This is a genomic window from Massilia genomosp. 1, from assembly GCF_011682185.1.
GTDB lineage: Bacteria > Pseudomonadota > Gammaproteobacteria > Burkholderiales > Burkholderiaceae_D > Telluria_A > Telluria_A rubra.
Genome location: NZ_WHJF01000032.1, coordinates 24,600 through 40,703, shown reverse-complemented (window position 1 = coordinate 40,703; position 16,104 = coordinate 24,600). Strand labels below are relative to the sequence as shown.

Genomic DNA, 16,104 nt, shown 5'->3' with positions numbered 1-16,104 from the left:
CTGTGCGAACGCATGGATCGGATCAGGTTCCCGCGTCCACGAGCAAGTGCCAGCTAGTCACTGCGCACCACGGTGCCTTGTGCGATAGCGCAGATTTTCTCCACCCCGTCTTGCACCGCATAGATCTCCGCCGAGCAAACGGCCTGGCGCTTTCCGACGCTCTTTGCCTGGGCGCGAGCGATCAGATGCGTTCCCGTGGCGGGTCTGACGTAGTTGATCTTGTACTCGGATGTCAGGGCATTGCCGCCGAGCGCTACGCCACCAGCGAAGGTAATGGCGTTGTCGGCGAGGTAGCTGACCACCCCGCCATGCACGAAACCGTGCTGCTGTTTCAGATTGTCAGTGATGTCGATGCGGATTTCCGCTTCAGTCGGCCCGGTGCTGACGAGCTTGGCTGCCAGGAATTGGCTGAACGGCTGGGCTTCAAAGATTTCGCGTGCAATTTCGTGAATGTCGGGCATGTCAACCTCTTAGAAAACGGTAAGAACCGTGGAAATCGGGGGGGCATGCGTTGGCGTACGAGCGGAATGTCAAGCGCAACAAGCCGAACTGTTGCCGCGCGAATGCCGCTGCCGGCATACGCAGGTATGGGACATATTCATTCGTCTTATCCGCCCCGACCATCGCGATCAGCTCGGGTTTGGCGGCCTCGATCCGCTGGACCCATTCCCGACAGATGCGGGCATAATCGAGCTTGTCATTGCGAACGTTGAGCAGGCTAAGCACGCGGTCGGAAGCTGCCAGGATTTCCGTTTGCCGCGACAAGCATCCGCCCTACACTTGCCCCCCCCGTTTTTTGATCTGGATACTGCCCACATCAAAACGTTTCGTTTTAATTTTTTTGCAATATTGGCAAATAATATCCCATGTGCCAAGTAAGTGATCATGTTTTGTGTGCATCCCAGCTCGATTTGTTCGGATAGTGCTGGCCATCCGGGGGCTTTTCTTGCGTGCCTGCTTCCCGCGCTTAGTCGCTCATTCCGATCAAATGCCGCTCAATGTCGAACACATGCGCGTCTTCCATGCCCAGTTCGCGCAGCGCGTGCGCCAGGTCGATCAGGTAGTCGCGGTTGGCGCCGCTCGGGCCGTGCGAGCGCGCGATTTGACGGGCAATGTCACGCTCGCTGGCTTCACCAAGGAAGGCCGCGTTGTCCTCGGTCGCGATGTACACCAGCCCCAGCTCGCTGCTGCCGTCGTCGAAGCCGATCTCGATCGCCAGGCGCCGGTAGCCGTTCTTTTCGCGGTGGTCCAGGTGGGTGAACACGTCGGGCGTGATCAGGTAGGCCATGCCGGCGGTGACCGCCCCCGGCTGGGCCACCAGGGTGGCGACGCGGCCTGGCGCTGTTTCGGTGCCGCGGTGATCGTGGGAACCTTGCCAGAAGCGCCGGGTCCAATTGCGAATGGTGGCCGGGCGGCGCTCGATGTACGGAAAGTCCGCCTTGAAGATCAGCGAGCCGTAGCCGAACAGCCACACGCGATGGTGGCCGTCGAATTGATCCATGCGCTGGTTGATGGCGATGGTGTTAAAGGACATGGGCAGGTTCCGTTGGACGCGAGCATCAATTATAGGGGCGGTGCGTCATCGGTGCAGCGACCGGCGTCAGCGCCGCCTGCGTCACTGCCGGTTCGCTCGCGGCCATCCGTCCACTGTCTACGGCGCCGGCTGAGCATTCACCAGCGGAATGTTCCAGTTGTGCGACTCGACGAACTTGAACAGGAAGGCGATAAAACTGTCGGCCGCCGGCGAGAGCGAGCGTTTGTCACGCGTGTAGACAAAAAAACGCCGCGTCAGTTCCGGCTCGTGCAGCTGGCGCATGTGCAACTGGTGCAGGCGCACCAGCGGCTCCGCATACGGCAGGCACACGGTCACGCCCAGGCCGGCGCTGACCATCGCCAGCGCGGTGGTCATGAAGGTGACTTCGTTGACGGGATTGAGCGGTACCTCGCGCAGCGAATGATGCATGTCGCTCAGCAGGCGCTCGGTGAACTGCCCTTGCAGCGAGATGAAGGGGTGTGCCGCCAGGTCCGACCACGTCACCCGTTCGCGCCGCTCCAGCGCATGCTGCTGCGGAAACACCAGCACGAAGGGCATCTCGAACAGCACCGCCGCCTCGATCTGCGCGGTCGGATCGCGCTCCGGCCCGATGCCGCAGTCGACCTCGCCGCTGAACACGCGCGCCGTCACGTTCTCGACCGCGCAATCGACCAGGCGCACCTGGATTTCCGGATACAGCTTGCGATAAGCGGCGATGACTTGCGGCAGCAGGGTACACGACATCAATTGCGGCGCCGCGATCCGCACCACCCCCTTTTTCAGCCGCGTCTGGCTGGCGATATCGCGCAGTGCGCCGTCGAGGTCGTCGATCATCTTGGAAAACAGGGGCGTCAGCTCGCGTCCGACCTCGGTCAGGGCGACCCGGCGCGTGCTGCGGTCGACCACGCGCACGCCGAGGGTCAGTTCCAGCTCCTTGATCAGGCCCGACAGCGCCGCCTGGGTCACGTGCAAATACGCGGCCGCCAGGGTGAAACTGCCCGTCTTGGCAAGCGCGACAAGAGCGCGCATCTGGCGCAAGGTGGGATTCATAGGTTTATCTGATAAGTCGCGTTGAAAATATTGTTTGAATGATAGTTCGTTTTGCACTCTAATAGAACAATCAACAGGGGAGCGAGCATGAAAATCACCAGGATTCACCACGTAGCTTACCGCTGCAAGGATGCCAAAGAGACAGTCGAGTGGTACGTGAAGTACCTCAACATGGACTTCGTGCTGGCCATTGCCGAAGACCAGGTGCCGTCGACCGGCGCGCCCGACCCGTACATGCACGTGTTCCTCGATGCCGGCATGGGCAATGTGCTGGCCTTTTTCGAGCTGCCGAGCCAGGCGCCGATGGGCCGCGACGAGAACACCCCGGCCTGGGTCCAGCACCTGGCCCTGGAAGTCGGCTCCATGGATGAGTTGCTCGCTGCCAAGACGCGCCTCGAAGCGGACGGCATCGACGTCATCGGGCCGACCAACCACACCATCTTCAAGTCGATCTATTTCTTCGATCCGAACGGACACCGCCTGGAACTGGCCGTCAATACGGCCACGCCCGAGATGCTGCAACAGCTCGACGCCGTCAAATGGGACATGCTCAACGAGTGGTCGCAGACCCGCAAGGCGCCGAAACACGCTGCCTGGATGCACGAAAAACCCGCAGCGGACCACCACTAAAGGCACACATGAAACTTGCAACACTAAAAACAGGCGGGCGTGATGGCGCGCTGGTCGTCGTCAGCCGCGACCTGTCGCGCTACCAGAAGGTTCCCAAGATCGCCGCTACCTTGCAGTTCGCGCTCGACAACTGGGACGATGTGGTCGAACGCTTGCAGGGCGTCTACGTCTCCCTGAACGAGAACGCGAGCTGGGATGCCCAGCCTTTCGACCAGGCCCTGTGCCATTCGCCGTTGCCGCGCGCCTACCAGTGGGCCGACGGTTCGGCCTATATCAACCACGTCGAACTGGTTCGAAAAGCGCGCAACGCCGAGGTGCCGGCATCGTTCTACACCGATCCGCTGATGTACCAGGGCGGTTCGGATTCCTTCATCGGCCCGCGCGACCCGATTTATGCGCTGTCCGAAGAGTGGGGCATCGACCTCGAAGCGGAAGTGGCCGTCATCACGGGCGACGTGCCGATGGGGGCGGGCGTCGAGCGCAGCGCCGGGGCCGTGCGCCTGGTGATGCTGGTCAACGACGTGTCGCTGCGCAACCTGATTCCGAACGAATTGCTCAAGGGCTTCGGTTTTTTCCAGTCGAAAGCGGCCAGCGCGTTTTCGCCGGTGTGCGTCACGCCTGACGAACTGGGCGAGGCCTGGCAAGACAGCAAGTTACGCCTGCCGCTGAACGTGCAGATCAACGGCAAGCCCTTCGGCAAGCCGAACGCGGGCGACGACATGACCTTCAACTTCGCGCAACTGGTGGCACATGCGGCCAAAACGCGCGAACTGGCGGCCGGCACCATCATCGGCTCGGGCACGGTATCGAACAAGCAGGGCAACCTGCATGGGTCGAGCATCGACAACGGCGGGGTCGGCTACTGCTGCCTGGCTGAAGTGCGCATGTATGAAACCATCGAGCATGGCGCACCCAAAACGTCGTTCCTCCAATTCGGCGACAGCGTGCGTATCGAGATGTTCGATGCCGCCGGGGCCAGCATCTTCGGTGCCATCGACCAGACCGTGACCGTCTACCAGGAGCGCCAGCCATGAAGCTGTACACCTATTTCCGCAGTTCGGCGGCGTACCGGGTGCGCATCGCGCTGAACCTGAAAGGGGTCGCTTACGAGGCCATTCCCGTGCATCTGCTGCGCAATGGCGGCGAGCAACTGGCGCCCGAGTATCTGGCCATCAATCCGAGCGGGCTGGTGCCGAGCTTGCAGGACAAGGGCGCCACCCTGACGCAGTCGATTGCGATCCTGGAATACCTGGAAGAGGTGCATCCGCAAGTGCCCCTGCTGCCGCGCGACGCGCTGGGCCGGGCGCGCGTGCGCTCGCTGGCGCTGATGGTAGCCTGCGACACCCATCCGCTGACCAATCTGCGCGTGCTGCGCCATCTGGTGCATCAGGTCGGCTTGTCGGAAGAAGCCAAGACCGAGTGGTATGTGCATTGGTTGCGCGAGGGCATGGCCGCGCTTGAAGCCCATCTGGCCAATTCGCGCGACACCGGGCGGTTTTGCCACGGCGATGCGCCGACCATGGCCGACTGCTGCCTGGTGCCGCAAGTGTTCAACGCGCGCCGTTTCCATGTGGATCTGGCGCCGTATCCCACCATTGTCCGCATCGACGCCATGTGCGCGGCCTTGCCGGCATTCGCCGAGGCGCATCCGGCGCGCCAGCCCGACGCCGAGTAAGGCGTGATCAAAGGGTGGCGAAGGCCACCACGCCGACCAGGGTGGCGATCAGCAGCGCCACCCCGACCAGGCCGGCCAGGATCACATACACGGGATTGAGCGCAGTCACGTCGCGGTCGAAATCCGATTTGCGGCGCAGGCCGACGAAGGACCAGGCAATCGCCGCCAGGGTCGCGAAAAAAGACCGTTCGGTGGCCTGGACAGGATTTTTGTCAAGCATGTTGTTCCCCTTTCGATACGGCGCGCGAGGCAAGCGCCCCGATTCCGTCGAGCATAGCCGCTGCGCCGTGCGCGCAACAGGAGCAGACCGGCGCGCAAGACCATATCAAAACCCGGGAACCAAGCCGGCGCCGGCGCGGTCCTATACACAGGCGGGCCGATTGCGCTCGCCATGCCGGGAGGACAAGTATGATCAAGCAAGGGGTCGGCGCGCTCGAAGCAATGGGGCGCAGTGCGGCGTGATACGGGGGAGGGGGGGGGTGTCGCAGGGCATGTGGCTGGCGCCAAAGGGTACTTTGCCGAGCCAGGCGCACTCGTATGCGTCGGCGCGGGTGTTGCTGTGGGCGAGGCGCACGGCCCCGCCCACAGCAAGCGTCAACCTGGCTTATTTTGCGTCGGTTGGCGACGAAATTTCTTGCAAGGCTTGGCCGATGCCGCTCGTTTGCTTGGTTGCCATGTCGCCCAGCGACACAATGCCAACCAGCGAGTGCGATTGCTGGTCCACGACCGGTACCCGGCGGATCTGCACGTCGCCCATCTGGGTCAGCACCTCGTCGACCGACTGGGTCGCGTAGCAGGTGCGCACTTCGGTGCTCATCGAATCGCCCACGCGGCTCGTTTCCGGCGCTTTGCCGGCGGCGGTCGAGCGCACGGTGATGTCGCGGTCGGTGATCATGCCGACCAGCTTGCCGCCGTCGACGACCGGCACGGAGCCGATATTGAATTCTTTCATGATCTGTGCAGCGCGGTGTACGCTGTCTTCCGGCGAAACTTGTTGAACATCGCGGGTCATGACATCTTGAATGGTTTGCATCTGGGTCTCCAAAGCTAAAATTGTTAAGTTGCTATTCATCCCAATCGGGTTGGCAGCATCATGCACGTTTTCCGAAAAATGGGCCGCGTGGTTGAAATTGCATCTTCCGGAACGGCGCCGGGAGCGCTGTCGGCTACAATCCTCCTTTTTACCGGCAGGTTCCGATGTCCGTCCAACCCATTCCTCCCGCCATCCTCGACGCCGTCTCGCGTGCCGCCCTGTCCTGGCAGCCGATCCTGCGCCAGGGACTGGAAGCGGTCATGCGCGCCGAGCCGCTGTACCTGCCGACCCTGGCTGCCGATACCTACCTGCCGACCGAACAGCGCCTGTTCGCCGCCTTTGCACTGCCGCTCGAGCAGGTGTACTACGTGCTGGTGGGCGAGGGGCCGTATCCGCGCGCCGAGAGCGCGACCGGCGTCTGCTTCATGGATGGCGCTGTCGGAAAACTGTGGTGCGAGAGCGGGTTGTCCAAGCCGGTCAACAAGGCGACCTCGCTGCGCAATTTCATGAAACTGTTGCTGGTGGCCGATGGCCAGTTGAACGCCGACGACACCGGCGGCGCCGCGCTGGCGCCAGTGGCGGCCGCAGCGGCGGCGGCCGATAGCGGCAGCATCCAGACCCTGGCCGAATTGCAGCACAATCTGACCCGCCAGGGCTTTCTGCTGCTTAACGCCTCACTAGTGTTCCGCGCGCACGTGCCTCCGCTGATCGATGCGCGCGCCTGGCTGCCGTTCCTGCAAACCGTCATGGCGGCGCTGGCGGGCCGCGAACCCAAGCCAACCCTGGTTTTGTGGGGGAAAATTGCGGAACAACTACAAAAATTGCCGGAAACTAAGACTTTTCCGCAATTGAGTTCCGAGCATCCGTATAATTTGTCATTCATCCAGCACGCTGGCATGCAGGAGCTGTTCGGGCCGATGCAGTTGCTGCGCGCCGCTGGTCACTGACCCGCAGGACTTGTTGCTAGCCTGCCTTTAAGGAATGCATGAGATGAACAAGCTTTTGCTGGCGATTGGCTTCTTAAGTTTGGGCAGCGGCGGCCTGGCCAGCGCCGCCCAGGATGCGGCGGCGCCGGGCGAGCAGGCGACGCCGGCCGAGCAATCGGCCCCGGCGAGCCGGGCCGCCCGCAAAGTACGGGGGCATACGCGCATCCGCATCATCGACGACGCCAAGGTGGACGTGCGCTTCTACCGCAACCGCACGTGCGCGGACGGCGAGAGCGTGACCGCTTCCAGCAACACGAGCAGGCAGACCGGCATGTTCCGCAGTAAAACCGCAGTCTCGATCGGCATTCCGGAAACGCCAACACTGGAACGCATGAAGACGCGCACGGGATCGTGGTGGAGTCAGGCGTTCTACAGGGAATATGCGTTGGCGCCAGGCGAGCCAGTCGCCTTCCAGGCTGGTGATGTGTACGACAGGCGCTCCGAAGGCGTCGTCTGCCGCCGTTCTCCGACCTTCTCCTTCGTTCCCGAGCCGGGCAATGATTATGAGTTGTTAACCGATGTGGATGGCGTTTCCTGCTCGGTGACGCTGGGGCGGATTGACATGTCGGAGGGGAAGGCGAAAGTGGTGCCGATGGTGATCAACGAGACTCCCAACTGCGGACCGAACAAGTAAGCTGCTGCGATCACTGCGCTCCACACCCGCAACAACGGGCGGGAAAAATGGACGTTGCAAGACAAGATGTCCCATCTTTGGTATACTTGACTAATTCGATCAAGTAATCAGGTCTTTCATGCAGTCTGCATCGACCTGTGTTGATTGAAACGAGGCAATATTTTACCACTGTGACCGGGGTTGTGATGCGTCTGACCACAAAAGGCCGTTTTGCTGTAACTGCGATGATCGATCTTGCCCTGCGACAGGGCAAGGGCCCCGTCACGCTGTCGGGCATCAGCCAGCGCCAGGCCATTTCGCTCTCGTATCTTGAGCAATTGTTCGGCAAGCTGCGCCGTCACGAGATCGTCGAGTCGATCCGCGGTCCCGGCGGCGGCTACAGCCTGGCCCGCCGCGCCGACAAAGTGACGGTAGCCGACATCATCATCGCCGTCGATGAGCCGCTCGACGCGACCCAGTGCGGCGGCAAAGAAAATTGTCACGGCGCCGATGCGGCCACCGGCACCCGCTGCATGACCCACGAGCTGTGGGCCACGCTCAACGAAAAGATGGTCGACTATCTCGATTCGGTCTCGCTGCAAGACCTGGTCGACCAGCAAAAGCAAAAGAATTCTGAACAAAACGTCGTGCATGTACACCGCCCGCACGCCGCCGTCGGACAAAATTGAAGCATATTGGAGTGATTTGATGAACGCGCCTTTGGACAAAAACCTCGAGCAGACTTTCGTGACTGCCCCGCATTTCCCGATCTACATGGACTATTCGGCAACCACGCCGATCGATCCGAGGGTCGCGGACAAGATGATTCCTTACCTGCGCGAGCAGTTCGGCAATCCGGCGTCGCGCAGCCACATGTACGGCTGGACCGCGGAAGCGGCGGTCGAGGAAGCGCGCGTACACGTCGCCGCGCTGGTCGGCGCCGATCCGCGCGAGATCATCTGGACTTCCGGCGCGACCGAAAGCAACAACCTGGCGATCAAGGGCGCGGCCCAGTTCTACAAGACCCGCGGCAAGCACATCATCACCGTCAAGACCGAGCATAAAGCCGTGCTCGACACCGTGCGCGAACTCGAACGCGTCGGTTTCGACGCCACCTACCTCGAGCCGCAAGACAATGGCCTGATCACGGTCGCCCAGCTCGAAGCGGCGATCCGTCCGGACACGATCCTGGTGTCGGTCATGCTGGTCAACAACGAAATCGGCGTGATCCAGCCGATCGAAGAACTGGCCGCGCTGTGCCGCTCGAAAGGCATCATTTTCCACTGCGACGCCGCGCAAGCGACCGGCAAGGTGCAGATCGACCTGGCCAACAGCAAGGTCGACCTGATGACCTTTACCGCGCACAAGACTTACGGCCCGAAAGGCATCGGCGCCCTGTACGTGCGGCGCAAGCCGCGCGTGCGCCTCGAAGCGCAGATGCACGGCGGCGGTCACGAGCGCGGCTTGCGTTCGGGCACCCTGGCGACCCACCAGATCGTCGGCATGGGCGAAGCGTTCCGCATCGCAAAAGAAGAGATGGACAGCGAACTGACGCGCGTGACCGCCCTGCGCGACCGCCTCGCCAAGGGCCTGCAAGAGATCGAAGAAGTCTATATCAATGGCGACATGGAACACCGCGTGCCGCACAACCTGAACGTGAGCTTCAATTACGTCGAGGGCGAATCGCTGATCATGGCGATCAAGGATATCGCCGTGTCGTCCGGTTCGGCCTGCACCTCGGCCAGCCTGGAACCATCGTACGTGCTGCGCGCGCTGGGCCGCAGCGACGAGCTCGCGCACAGCTCGATCCGCTTTACCATCGGCCGTTTTTCGACCGAAGCCGACATCGACTTCGCAGTGGACCTGCTCAAGTCGAAAGTCCACAAGCTGCGCGAACTGTCGCCGCTGTGGGACATGTTCAAAGAAGGCATCGACATCAGTTCGATCCAATGGGCAGCCCACTAACCGTATTGAATATTGAAGGAGTTTTACCATGGCATACTCGGACAAAGTGTTGGACCACTACGAAAATCCACGTAACGTCGGCGCCTTCGACAAGGGCGACGAAACGATCGGCACCGGCATGGTCGGCGCGCCAGCCTGCGGCGACGTGATGAAATTGCAGATCAAGGTCGGCGCCGATGGCCTGATCGAAGACGCCAAATTCAAGACCTACGGCTGCGGCTCGGCGATTGCCTCGTCGTCGCTGGTGACCGAATGGGTCAAGGGCAAGACCTTGGACCAGGCGCTGTCGATCAAGAACACCCAGATCGCCGAAGAACTGGCACTGCCGCCGGTCAAGATTCACTGCTCGATCCTGGCGGAAGACGCGATCAAGGCGGCCGTGTTGGACTACAAGACCAAGCATCCGGCTGTCGCTTAAGCGCCGTCACACGCGGAGGGAAACATGGCAATCACACTGACCGAAAAAGCAGCCAGGCACATCAACCGCTTTATTGAACGTCGCGGCAAGGGTGTTGGATTGCGTTTTGGCGTGCGCACCACGGGTTGCTCGGGCCTGGCCTACAAGCTCGAATATGTCGATGAAGCGGCGGCCGAAGACAATGTCTTCGAGTCGCATGGCGTGAAGGTCTTTGTCGACCCGAAAAGCCTGCCGTACATCGACGGCACCGAGCTCGACTTCACGCGCGAGGGCTTGAACGAAGGCTTCCGCTTCAACAATCCGCACGTCAAGGACGAGTGCGGTTGCGGCGAAAGCTTCCGCATCTGACCGCGGTCAGGTAGCCGCACCCATGCAGAATCACTTCGATCTCTTCAACCTGCCGCCCCGTTTCTCGCTCGACACGGGCGCCCTCGATTGCGCCTACCGCGACGTCCAGGGCCAGGTCCACCCGGACCGCTTCGTCAACGCCACCGACGCCGAAAAGCGGGTCGCCATGCAATGGGCCACGCGCGCCAACGAGGCTTACCAGACCCTGAAAAACCCGCAGAAGCGCGCCCAGTACCTGTGCGAGCAGAACGGCGTCGACCTGCAGACGGAGTCGAACACGGCCATGCCGATGGCGTTCCTGATGCAGCAGATGGAATGGCGCGAGGCGCTCGGCGACGCGCGCGCGGGCAAGGACCTCGGCGCGCTGGAAGAACTCGACGGGCAGGTCAAGCAGGAGCGCAAAGCGCGCCTGGTCCAGATCGGCGAGCAGCTTGACGCGGGCGATTACGAACAGGCGGCGCAGGGGGTGAGGGCGCTGATGTTTTTGGAAAAATTTGCTGAAGAACTCAGCTTTGCCTTCGACGCGCTTGAGCAATAGACACGCCTTTGAGCGCTTGCGCCATACGTGCCCGCGTCGTTCCCGCGCAGGCGGGAACCCAAGTTGGTACTGAAGCCGCAGGCTGATTGACGGACTTAGGTTCCCGCCTGCGCGGGAACGACGCTGGCCTTGGCATATAAAAAGAAATCGGTAATCACATGGCACTTTTGCAAATCTCAGAACCCGGCATGTCGACCGCGCCGCACCAGCATCGGCTGGCCATCGGCATCGACCTGGGCACCACCAATTCGCTGGTCGCCACCGTGCGCAGCGGCAGTCCCGAAGTGTTGAGCGACGAAGAAGGCCGACCGCTGCTGCCGTCCATCGTGCGCTACCTGCCGAACGGCCACGCCAACATCGGCTACAAGGCCCAGGCCCACCAGACCACCGACCCCAAGAACACCATCGTCTCGGTCAAGCGCTTCATGGGGCGCGGCCTGGCCGACATCGCCTACGCCGAAAACCTGCCTTACGATTTCCAGGATTCGCCCGGCATGGTGCAGATCAAGACCGTGGCCGGCATCAAAAGCCCGGTTGAAATCTCGGCCCAGATCCTGGCCACCTTGCGCCAGCGCGCCGAAGACTCGCTCGGCGACGAACTCGTCGGTGCGGTCATCACCGTGCCCGCCTATTTCGACGACGCCCAGCGCCAGGCTACCAAGGACGCGGCCCAGCTGGCCGGCCTGAACGTGCTGCGCCTCTTGAGCGAACCGACCGCGGCGGCGATCGCCTACGGGCTCGACCACGGCTCCGAAGGCGTGTTCGCCGTCTACGACCTTGGCGGCGGCACCTTCGACATTTCGATCCTCAAGCTGTCCAAGGGCGTGTTCGAAGTGCTGTCCACGGGCGGCGATTCGGCCCTGGGCGGCGACGATTTCGATCACCGCCTGTTCTGCTGGATCTGCGAGCAAGCCAGGCTGGCCCCCTTGTCGGACGAAGACACGGCCATCCTGATGGTCAAGGCGCGCCAGGCCAAGGAACTGTTGTCGACCAACGCCGGCACCACCATCGACGCCATCCTCAACTCCGGCGAGATCGTGCAGGTGAAAATCAGCGCTGAAGTCTTTGCCGACATCACCAAGCACCTGGTCAACAAGACCATGACCGCGATCAAAAAAGCCATGCGCGACGCTTCCGTATCGGTCGACGATGTCGATGGCGTGGTGATGGTTGGCGGCGCCACCCGCATGCCGCACGTGCGGCGCGCGGTGACCGAATTTTTCAAGACCATCCCGCACGCGAACATCGATCCCGACAAAGTGGTGGCGCTGGGCGCCGCGATCCAGGCCAACCTGCTGGCCGGTAACCGCGCCGCCGGTGACGACTGGCTGCTGCTCGACGTGATTCCGCTCTCGCTCGGCATCGAAACCATGGGCGGCCTGGTCGAAAAGATCATCCCCCGCAATTCGACCATTCCGTGCGCCCGCGCGCAGGAATTCACCACCTTCAAGGATGGCCAGACCGCGCTGGCGGTGCATGTGCTGCAGGGCGAGCGCGAACTGGTGTCCGATTGCCGTTCGCTGGCGCGCTTCGAGCTGCGCGGCATTCCCCCCATGGTGGCCGGCGCCGCGCGCATCCGCATCACCTACCAGGTCGATGCCGATGGCCTGCTGTCGGTGTCGGCGCGCGAAACGCGTTCCGGCGTGGAAGCGTCGATCACGGTCAAGCCATCGTACGGCCTGGCCGACGATGAAGTGGCGCGCATGCTGCAGGATTCGTACACCTCGGCGCAAGGCGACATGGTGCTGCGCGCGCTGCGCGAAGAACAGGTCGAGGCCGAGCGCATCCTGTTGGCCACGCAGTCGGCCCTCGATGGCGACGCCGCGCTGCTCTGCGCCGACGAACGCGGCTCGGTCGACACGCTGATGGACAGCGTGCGCGCCGCGCTGGCCGCATCGAACATCGACGACGGCGAGCCGGCGGCAAAGCAAGCTGCCCTGCACGCCGCGGTCGACGCGCTGGCTCACGGCACCGAAGAATTCGCGTCGCGCCGCATGGACCAGAGCGTGCGCAGCGCGCTGGCCGGCAAAACGCTCGACGAAGTCTGAACGCCCCGGACCCGGCACTGCCGGGTCCCATGAACACACTACCAGGACAATCACCGTGCCCCAAATCGTATTCCTTCCCCATCCCGTCTTCTGCCCTGAAGGCGTCGTCATCGAGGCGCCCGCCGGCAAGTCGGTGTGCGACATCATGCTCGAGAACGATATCGAAATCGAGCACGCCTGCGACCGCGTCTGCGCCTGCACCACCTGCCACGTGCTGGTGCGCGAAGGCTATGCCTCGCTCAACGAGCCCGAAGAAAAAGAAGAAGACCTGCTCGACCGCGCATGGGGCCTGGAGAGCGTCTCGCGCCTGTCGTGCCAGGCGATCGTGGGAACCGAAGACCTGGTGGTCGAGATTCCGAAGTACACGATCAATCACGCGGCTGAAAAGAACCATTGATCGGGAGAGCGCCATGAAATGGAGCGACATTACGGCCATCGCCGAAGCGCTGTGCGACAAATTCCCCGAGGTCGATCCGGCCGCGGTGCGTTTCGTCGACCTGCACAACTGGGTGCTTGAACTCGACGGCTTCGACGACGACCGCACGCGCGGCGGCGAGAAGGTACTCGAAGCGATACAAGGGGCGTGGATCGATGAAGCGCGCTGAAAATACGGCTGCGGCCGAGAAGGCAAAGCCGGCTGAAACGCTGGCGCCCGAGATCCGTCCGGGCCAGTCGATCGCGCTGTTGCAGGAGCTGCACATCCTCACGCGCGACGGCAAACTCAATCAGGACAGCCGCCGCAAACTCAAACAGGTGTACCACCTGTATCAGTTCATCGAGCCGCTGCTCAAGGAAATTCAGGAAGATCACGCCGCCATTTCGCTGGTCGACCACGGCGCCGGCAAGTCCTACCTCGGCTTCATCCTGTACGACCTGTTTTTCAAAGGCCTGGACGACGGCTCGCGCATCTACGGCATCGAGACGCGCGAAGAGCTGGTGCAAAAGTCGACCGCGCTGGCGCAAAAACTCGGCTTTCCCGGCATGTCGTTCCTGAATCTGTCGGTGGCCGAATCGACCCGCTCCGACAAGCTGCCGGAGCAAATCGACATCGTCACCGCACTGCACGCGTGCAACACGGCCACCGACGACGCGATCGACTTCGCCTTGAAAAAGCGCGCCAAGTTCATGGTGCTGGTGCCGTGCTGCCAGGCCGAAGTGGCCACCGTCCTCAAGAAAAACAAGGGCAAGGACCTGGGCAAGAGCGCCCTGACCGAAATCTGGCGCCACCCGCTGCACACGCGCGAATTCGGCAGCCAGGTCACCAACGTGCTGCGCTGCCTGCAGCTCGAAGCGCACGGCTACCAGGTCAACGTGACGGAGCTGGTTGGCTGGGAGCACTCGATGAAAAATGAGCTGATCATCGCCAGCTACAAGAACCTGCCGCGCAAGCGTCCCACCGAACGCCTGCGGGAAGTCCTCGCCACGCTCGGCCTGGAAGAAATGGGCGAGCGTTTCTACACGCAGCATTTAGCCGAAGCCGAATCGACGACATGAGCCACGCCACGCCCTGGATCGACCTGCGCAGCGACACCGTCACCCAACCGAGCGACAACATGCGCGACGCCATGCACGCAGCGCCCGTGGGCGACGACGTGTACGGCGACGACCCGACCGTCAATCGCTTGCAGGACACCGCCGCCGAACTATTCGGCTTCGAGGCCGGCCTGTACGCGCCGTCCGGCACGCAGAGCAACCTGATCGCGCTGCTGCTGCACTGCGCGCGCGGCGACGAATACCTGGTCGGGCAGGAAGCGCACACCTACAAGTACGAAGGCGGCGGCGCAGCGGTGCTGGGCAGCATCCAGCCGCAGCCGATTGCCAACCAGCCGGACGGCAGCATCGCGCTGGCCGACATCGAGGCCTACATCAAGCCCGACGACATGCACTTTGCGCGCACCCGCGTGCTGGCGCTGGAAAACACCATCGGCGGGCGCGTGCTCGGCGCCGGCTACATGGCGGCGGCCACCTCGCTCGCACATGCGCGCGGCCTGGCCACCCACCTCGATGGCGCGCGCATCTGCAACGCCGCCGTCAAGCAGGGCATCAGCCTGCGCGCGGCCTGCGCCGGGTTCGACAGCGTGTCGGTGTGCCTGTCGAAGGGCCTCGGGGCGCCGGTCGGTTCGGTCCTGCTCGGAAACAAAGCATTTATCGAACAGGGCAAGCGCTGGCGCAAGATGCTCGGCGGCGGCATGCGCCAGGCCGGCATGATCGCAGCCGCTGGCCTGTATGCGCTGGAGCACAATGTGCAGCGCCTGGCCGATGACCACGCCAACGCGGCCAGGCTGTCGCGCGCGCTGGCGCAGATCGCCCAGCTCAAGGTGGCCACGCCGCAGACCAATATTTTCTATATCGAGGTGCCGCCAGCGGCTTGCGACGCCCTGCGCGCCACGCTCGCGCGCGAGCATATCCGCGTCACCGTCGGCCAGCATACGCGGCTGGTCACGCACCTGAACATCACGGCCGCCGATGTCGACAGAGTCGTCGCCGTATTCACCACATTTTTCAAAGACTGGCACCGAGCTACATGAACGATTCCACCATCCGCCTCGCCAAGCGCGTTTCCGAAATGATGCCGTGCTCGCGCGCGGAAGCCGACAAGTACATCGCCGGAGGGTGGATCAGCGTTGACGGCGTGGTCGTCGAAGAAGCCGGTGCGCGCGTGGCCGACGAGCAGGACGTCGTCATCCATCCCGACGCCACCCTGGTCGAGCTGACCCCCGTCACCATCCTGTTCCACAAGCCGGCCGGCTACAGCGCCGGGGCGGACTCGGACGCCGAACCGGCCCTGAACCTGCTCACGCAAGAGAACCTGCTGGTGGCCGAACACGGCAAGCAGCGCTTCCTGAAGCGCCACCTGGGCAACCTGACATTGACGTCGCCGCTGGAGACCAAAGCCAGCGGCCTGGTTGTGTTCACCCAGGACTTCCGCGTGGCGCGCAAACTTGTCGACGAAGGTGCGCGCGTCGAGCAGGAGTTCGTGGTCGAAGTCAAAGGCGACATCCGCGAAGGCGGCCTGGCGCTGCTCAATCACGGCCTCACCTTCAACGGCAAGGAAATCCCGCCGATGAAGGTCAGCTGGCAGAACGAAACGCGCCTGCGCTTCGCGCTCAAGAACGTCAAGCCCGGCCAGCTGATGCACATGTGCCGCCTGGTGGGCCTGAGCATCGTGAGCATCAAGCGCCTGCGCATCGGCCGCGTGCCGATGGCCAGCCTGCCGTCCGGGCAGTGGCGCTACCTGCACGACTACGAGCGCTTCTGACCCCAGG

22 protein-coding genes are annotated in these 16,104 nt (G+C 62.8%); 16 read left to right on the top strand and 6 right to left on the bottom strand.

Annotated elements, in window-relative coordinates; genetic code table 11:
* Positions 1–53 precede the first annotated feature (53 nt).
* The 4 genes from F1735_RS14420 to F1735_RS14405 form a co-directional block, all read right to left on the bottom strand.
* On the bottom strand, positions 54–461 hold the full coding sequence (locus F1735_RS14420) for a PaaI family thioesterase (RefSeq protein WP_167237577.1): 408 nt from the start codon (positions 459–461) through the stop codon (positions 54–56).
* A 1-nt stretch (position 462) separates the two neighbouring features.
* Entirely contained in the window at positions 463–765 is a 303-nt protein-coding gene (locus F1735_RS14415) for a class I SAM-dependent methyltransferase (RefSeq protein ID WP_167237576.1), read from the bottom strand.
* A gap of 202 nt (positions 766–967) precedes the next feature.
* Positions 968–1,534, bottom strand: coding sequence for a gamma-glutamylcyclotransferase (locus F1735_RS14410; RefSeq protein WP_167237575.1), 567 nt, complete (start codon positions 1,532–1,534; stop codon positions 968–970).
* Between the two features lie 117 nt (positions 1,535–1,651).
* Positions 1,652–2,584: a LysR family transcriptional regulator gene (locus tag F1735_RS14405; RefSeq protein ID WP_167237574.1), complete on the bottom strand. Its 933-nt coding sequence runs from the start codon at positions 2,582–2,584 to the stop codon at positions 1,652–1,654.
* A gap of 87 nt (positions 2,585–2,671) precedes the next feature.
* On the opposite strand from F1735_RS14405, the gene F1735_RS14400 reads away from it, so the two are divergent.
* From F1735_RS14400 to maiA, 3 genes are read left to right on the top strand one after another with little or no spacing between them, the layout of a single operon-like run.
* Complete coding sequence (locus tag F1735_RS14400; RefSeq protein ID WP_167237573.1) at positions 2,672–3,214, top strand: VOC family protein; 543 nt, start codon at positions 2,672–2,674, stop codon at positions 3,212–3,214.
* Positions 3,215–3,222: 8 nt separating this feature from the next.
* Positions 3,223–4,248, top strand: a complete 1,026-nt coding sequence (locus tag F1735_RS14395; RefSeq protein WP_167237572.1) for a fumarylacetoacetate hydrolase family protein — start codon at positions 3,223–3,225, stop codon at positions 4,246–4,248.
* Entirely contained in the window at positions 4,245–4,889 is a 645-nt protein-coding gene (gene maiA, locus F1735_RS14390; RefSeq protein ID WP_167237571.1) for a maleylacetoacetate isomerase, read from the top strand. Before F1735_RS14395 ends, maiA begins: the two co-directional genes overlap by 4 nt.
* 7 nt (positions 4,890–4,896) lie before the next feature.
* Here maiA and F1735_RS14385 read toward each other — a convergent pair whose 3' ends face one another.
* Together F1735_RS14385 and F1735_RS14380 are read right to left on the bottom strand one after the other, a co-directional pair.
* The gene (locus tag F1735_RS14385) at positions 4,897–5,109 is read right to left on the bottom strand and encodes a DUF2970 domain-containing protein (RefSeq protein WP_167237570.1); all 213 of its coding nucleotides are present in this window, start codon (positions 5,107–5,109) and stop codon (positions 4,897–4,899) included.
* A gap of 384 nt (positions 5,110–5,493) precedes the next feature.
* Complete coding sequence (locus F1735_RS14380; protein ID WP_167237569.1) at positions 5,494–5,922, bottom strand: CBS domain-containing protein; 429 nt, start codon at positions 5,920–5,922, stop codon at positions 5,494–5,496.
* A gap of 164 nt (positions 5,923–6,086) precedes the next feature.
* Here F1735_RS14380 and F1735_RS14375 point away from each other — a divergent pair, with 164 nt between their 5' ends.
* The 13 genes from F1735_RS14375 to F1735_RS14315 all read left to right on the top strand — a co-directional run bounded on the left by F1735_RS14375 (position 6,087) and on the right by F1735_RS14315 (position 16,097).
* The gene (locus F1735_RS14375) at positions 6,087–6,869 is read left to right on the top strand and encodes a uracil-DNA glycosylase family protein (RefSeq protein ID WP_167237568.1); all 783 of its coding nucleotides are present in this window, start codon (positions 6,087–6,089) and stop codon (positions 6,867–6,869) included.
* 43 nt (positions 6,870–6,912) lie between these two features.
* Positions 6,913–7,542: a hypothetical protein gene (locus F1735_RS14370; RefSeq protein ID WP_167237567.1), complete on the top strand. Its 630-nt coding sequence runs from the start codon at positions 6,913–6,915 to the stop codon at positions 7,540–7,542.
* 185 nt (positions 7,543–7,727) lie between these two features.
* On the top strand, positions 7,728–8,210 hold the full coding sequence (iscR, locus tag F1735_RS14365) for a Fe-S cluster assembly transcriptional regulator IscR (RefSeq protein WP_166876672.1): 483 nt from the start codon (positions 7,728–7,730) through the stop codon (positions 8,208–8,210).
* A gap of 19 nt (positions 8,211–8,229) precedes the next feature.
* A complete protein-coding gene (locus F1735_RS14360) occupies positions 8,230–9,486 on the top strand; it encodes an IscS subfamily cysteine desulfurase (protein ID WP_166886401.1) in 1,257 nt (418 codons plus the stop codon).
* Positions 9,487–9,514: 28 nt separating this feature from the next.
* Positions 9,515–9,904 (top strand): Fe-S cluster assembly scaffold IscU, encoded by a 390-nt coding sequence (iscU, locus tag F1735_RS14355; RefSeq protein ID WP_099876445.1) that lies wholly within the window; start codon positions 9,515–9,517, stop codon positions 9,902–9,904.
* A 24-nt stretch (positions 9,905–9,928) separates the two neighbouring features.
* Positions 9,929–10,252, top strand: a complete 324-nt coding sequence (gene iscA, locus F1735_RS14350) for an iron-sulfur cluster assembly protein IscA (RefSeq protein ID WP_167237566.1) — start codon at positions 9,929–9,931, stop codon at positions 10,250–10,252.
* Positions 10,253–10,274: 22 nt separating this feature from the next.
* On the top strand, positions 10,275–10,790 hold the full coding sequence (hscB, locus tag F1735_RS14345; RefSeq protein WP_167237565.1) for a Fe-S protein assembly co-chaperone HscB: 516 nt from the start codon (positions 10,275–10,277) through the stop codon (positions 10,788–10,790).
* Positions 10,791–10,948: 158 nt separating this feature from the next.
* A complete protein-coding gene (gene hscA, locus F1735_RS14340; RefSeq protein ID WP_167237564.1) occupies positions 10,949–12,838 on the top strand; it encodes a Fe-S protein assembly chaperone HscA in 1,890 nt (629 codons plus the stop codon).
* A 55-nt stretch (positions 12,839–12,893) separates the two neighbouring features.
* Positions 12,894–13,235 (top strand): ISC system 2Fe-2S type ferredoxin, encoded by a 342-nt coding sequence (gene fdx / locus F1735_RS14335; RefSeq protein WP_167237563.1) that lies wholly within the window; start codon positions 12,894–12,896, stop codon positions 13,233–13,235.
* 13 nt (positions 13,236–13,248) lie between these two features.
* On the top strand, positions 13,249–13,443 hold the full coding sequence (iscX, locus tag F1735_RS14330; RefSeq protein ID WP_167226103.1) for a Fe-S cluster assembly protein IscX: 195 nt from the start codon (positions 13,249–13,251) through the stop codon (positions 13,441–13,443).
* The gene (locus F1735_RS14325; RefSeq protein WP_167237562.1) at positions 13,430–14,332 is read left to right on the top strand and encodes a class I SAM-dependent methyltransferase; all 903 of its coding nucleotides are present in this window, start codon (positions 13,430–13,432) and stop codon (positions 14,330–14,332) included. Before iscX ends, F1735_RS14325 begins: the two co-directional genes overlap by 14 nt.
* Positions 14,329–15,366, top strand: a complete 1,038-nt coding sequence (gene ltaE, locus F1735_RS14320) for a low-specificity L-threonine aldolase (protein WP_167237561.1) — start codon at positions 14,329–14,331, stop codon at positions 15,364–15,366. Before F1735_RS14325 ends, ltaE begins: the two co-directional genes overlap by 4 nt.
* Positions 15,363–16,097 (top strand): rRNA pseudouridine synthase, encoded by a 735-nt coding sequence (locus F1735_RS14315; protein WP_167237560.1) that lies wholly within the window; start codon positions 15,363–15,365, stop codon positions 16,095–16,097. Before ltaE ends, F1735_RS14315 begins: the two co-directional genes overlap by 4 nt.
* Positions 16,098–16,104 lie beyond the last annotated feature (7 nt).

Bases quoted from the DNA above. Each gene is read 5' to 3' on its own strand.
- F1735_RS14370 (WP_167237567.1), top strand. From the start codon at position 6,913: ATGAACAAGCTTTTGCTGGCGATTGGCTTCTTAAGTTTGGGCAGCGGC.
- F1735_RS14380 (WP_167237569.1), bottom strand. From the start codon at position 5,922: ATGCAAACCATTCAAGATGTCATGACCCGCGATGTTCAACAAGTTTCG.
- iscR (WP_166876672.1), top strand. From the start codon at position 7,728: ATGCGTCTGACCACAAAAGGCCGTTTTGCTGTAACTGCGATGATCGAT.
- iscX (WP_167226103.1), top strand. From the start codon at position 13,249: ATGAAATGGAGCGACATTACGGCCATCGCCGAAGCGCTGTGCGACAAA.
- F1735_RS14360 (WP_166886401.1), top strand. From the start codon at position 8,230: ATGAACGCGCCTTTGGACAAAAACCTCGAGCAGACTTTCGTGACTGCC.
- F1735_RS14315 (WP_167237560.1), top strand. From the start codon at position 15,363: ATGAACGATTCCACCATCCGCCTCGCCAAGCGCGTTTCCGAAATGATG.
- F1735_RS14375 (WP_167237568.1), top strand. From the start codon at position 6,087: ATGTCCGTCCAACCCATTCCTCCCGCCATCCTCGACGCCGTCTCGCGT.
- F1735_RS14395 (WP_167237572.1), top strand. From the start codon at position 3,223: ATGAAACTTGCAACACTAAAAACAGGCGGGCGTGATGGCGCGCTGGTC.
- F1735_RS14420 (WP_167237577.1), bottom strand. From the start codon at position 461: ATGCCCGACATTCACGAAATTGCACGCGAAATCTTTGAAGCCCAGCCG.
- F1735_RS14325 (WP_167237562.1), top strand. From the start codon at position 13,430: ATGAAGCGCGCTGAAAATACGGCTGCGGCCGAGAAGGCAAAGCCGGCT.
- hscB (WP_167237565.1), top strand. From the start codon at position 10,275: ATGCAGAATCACTTCGATCTCTTCAACCTGCCGCCCCGTTTCTCGCTC.
- maiA (WP_167237571.1), top strand. From the start codon at position 4,245: ATGAAGCTGTACACCTATTTCCGCAGTTCGGCGGCGTACCGGGTGCGC.
- iscU (WP_099876445.1), top strand. From the start codon at position 9,515: ATGGCATACTCGGACAAAGTGTTGGACCACTACGAAAATCCACGTAAC.
- F1735_RS14405 (WP_167237574.1), bottom strand. From the start codon at position 2,584: ATGAATCCCACCTTGCGCCAGATGCGCGCTCTTGTCGCGCTTGCCAAG.
- F1735_RS14385 (WP_167237570.1), bottom strand. From the start codon at position 5,109: ATGCTTGACAAAAATCCTGTCCAGGCCACCGAACGGTCTTTTTTCGCG.
- F1735_RS14400 (WP_167237573.1), top strand. From the start codon at position 2,672: ATGAAAATCACCAGGATTCACCACGTAGCTTACCGCTGCAAGGATGCC.
- iscA (WP_167237566.1), top strand. From the start codon at position 9,929: ATGGCAATCACACTGACCGAAAAAGCAGCCAGGCACATCAACCGCTTT.
- ltaE (WP_167237561.1), top strand. From the start codon at position 14,329: ATGAGCCACGCCACGCCCTGGATCGACCTGCGCAGCGACACCGTCACC.
- F1735_RS14410 (WP_167237575.1), bottom strand. From the start codon at position 1,534: ATGTCCTTTAACACCATCGCCATCAACCAGCGCATGGATCAATTCGAC.
- hscA (WP_167237564.1), top strand. From the start codon at position 10,949: ATGGCACTTTTGCAAATCTCAGAACCCGGCATGTCGACCGCGCCGCAC.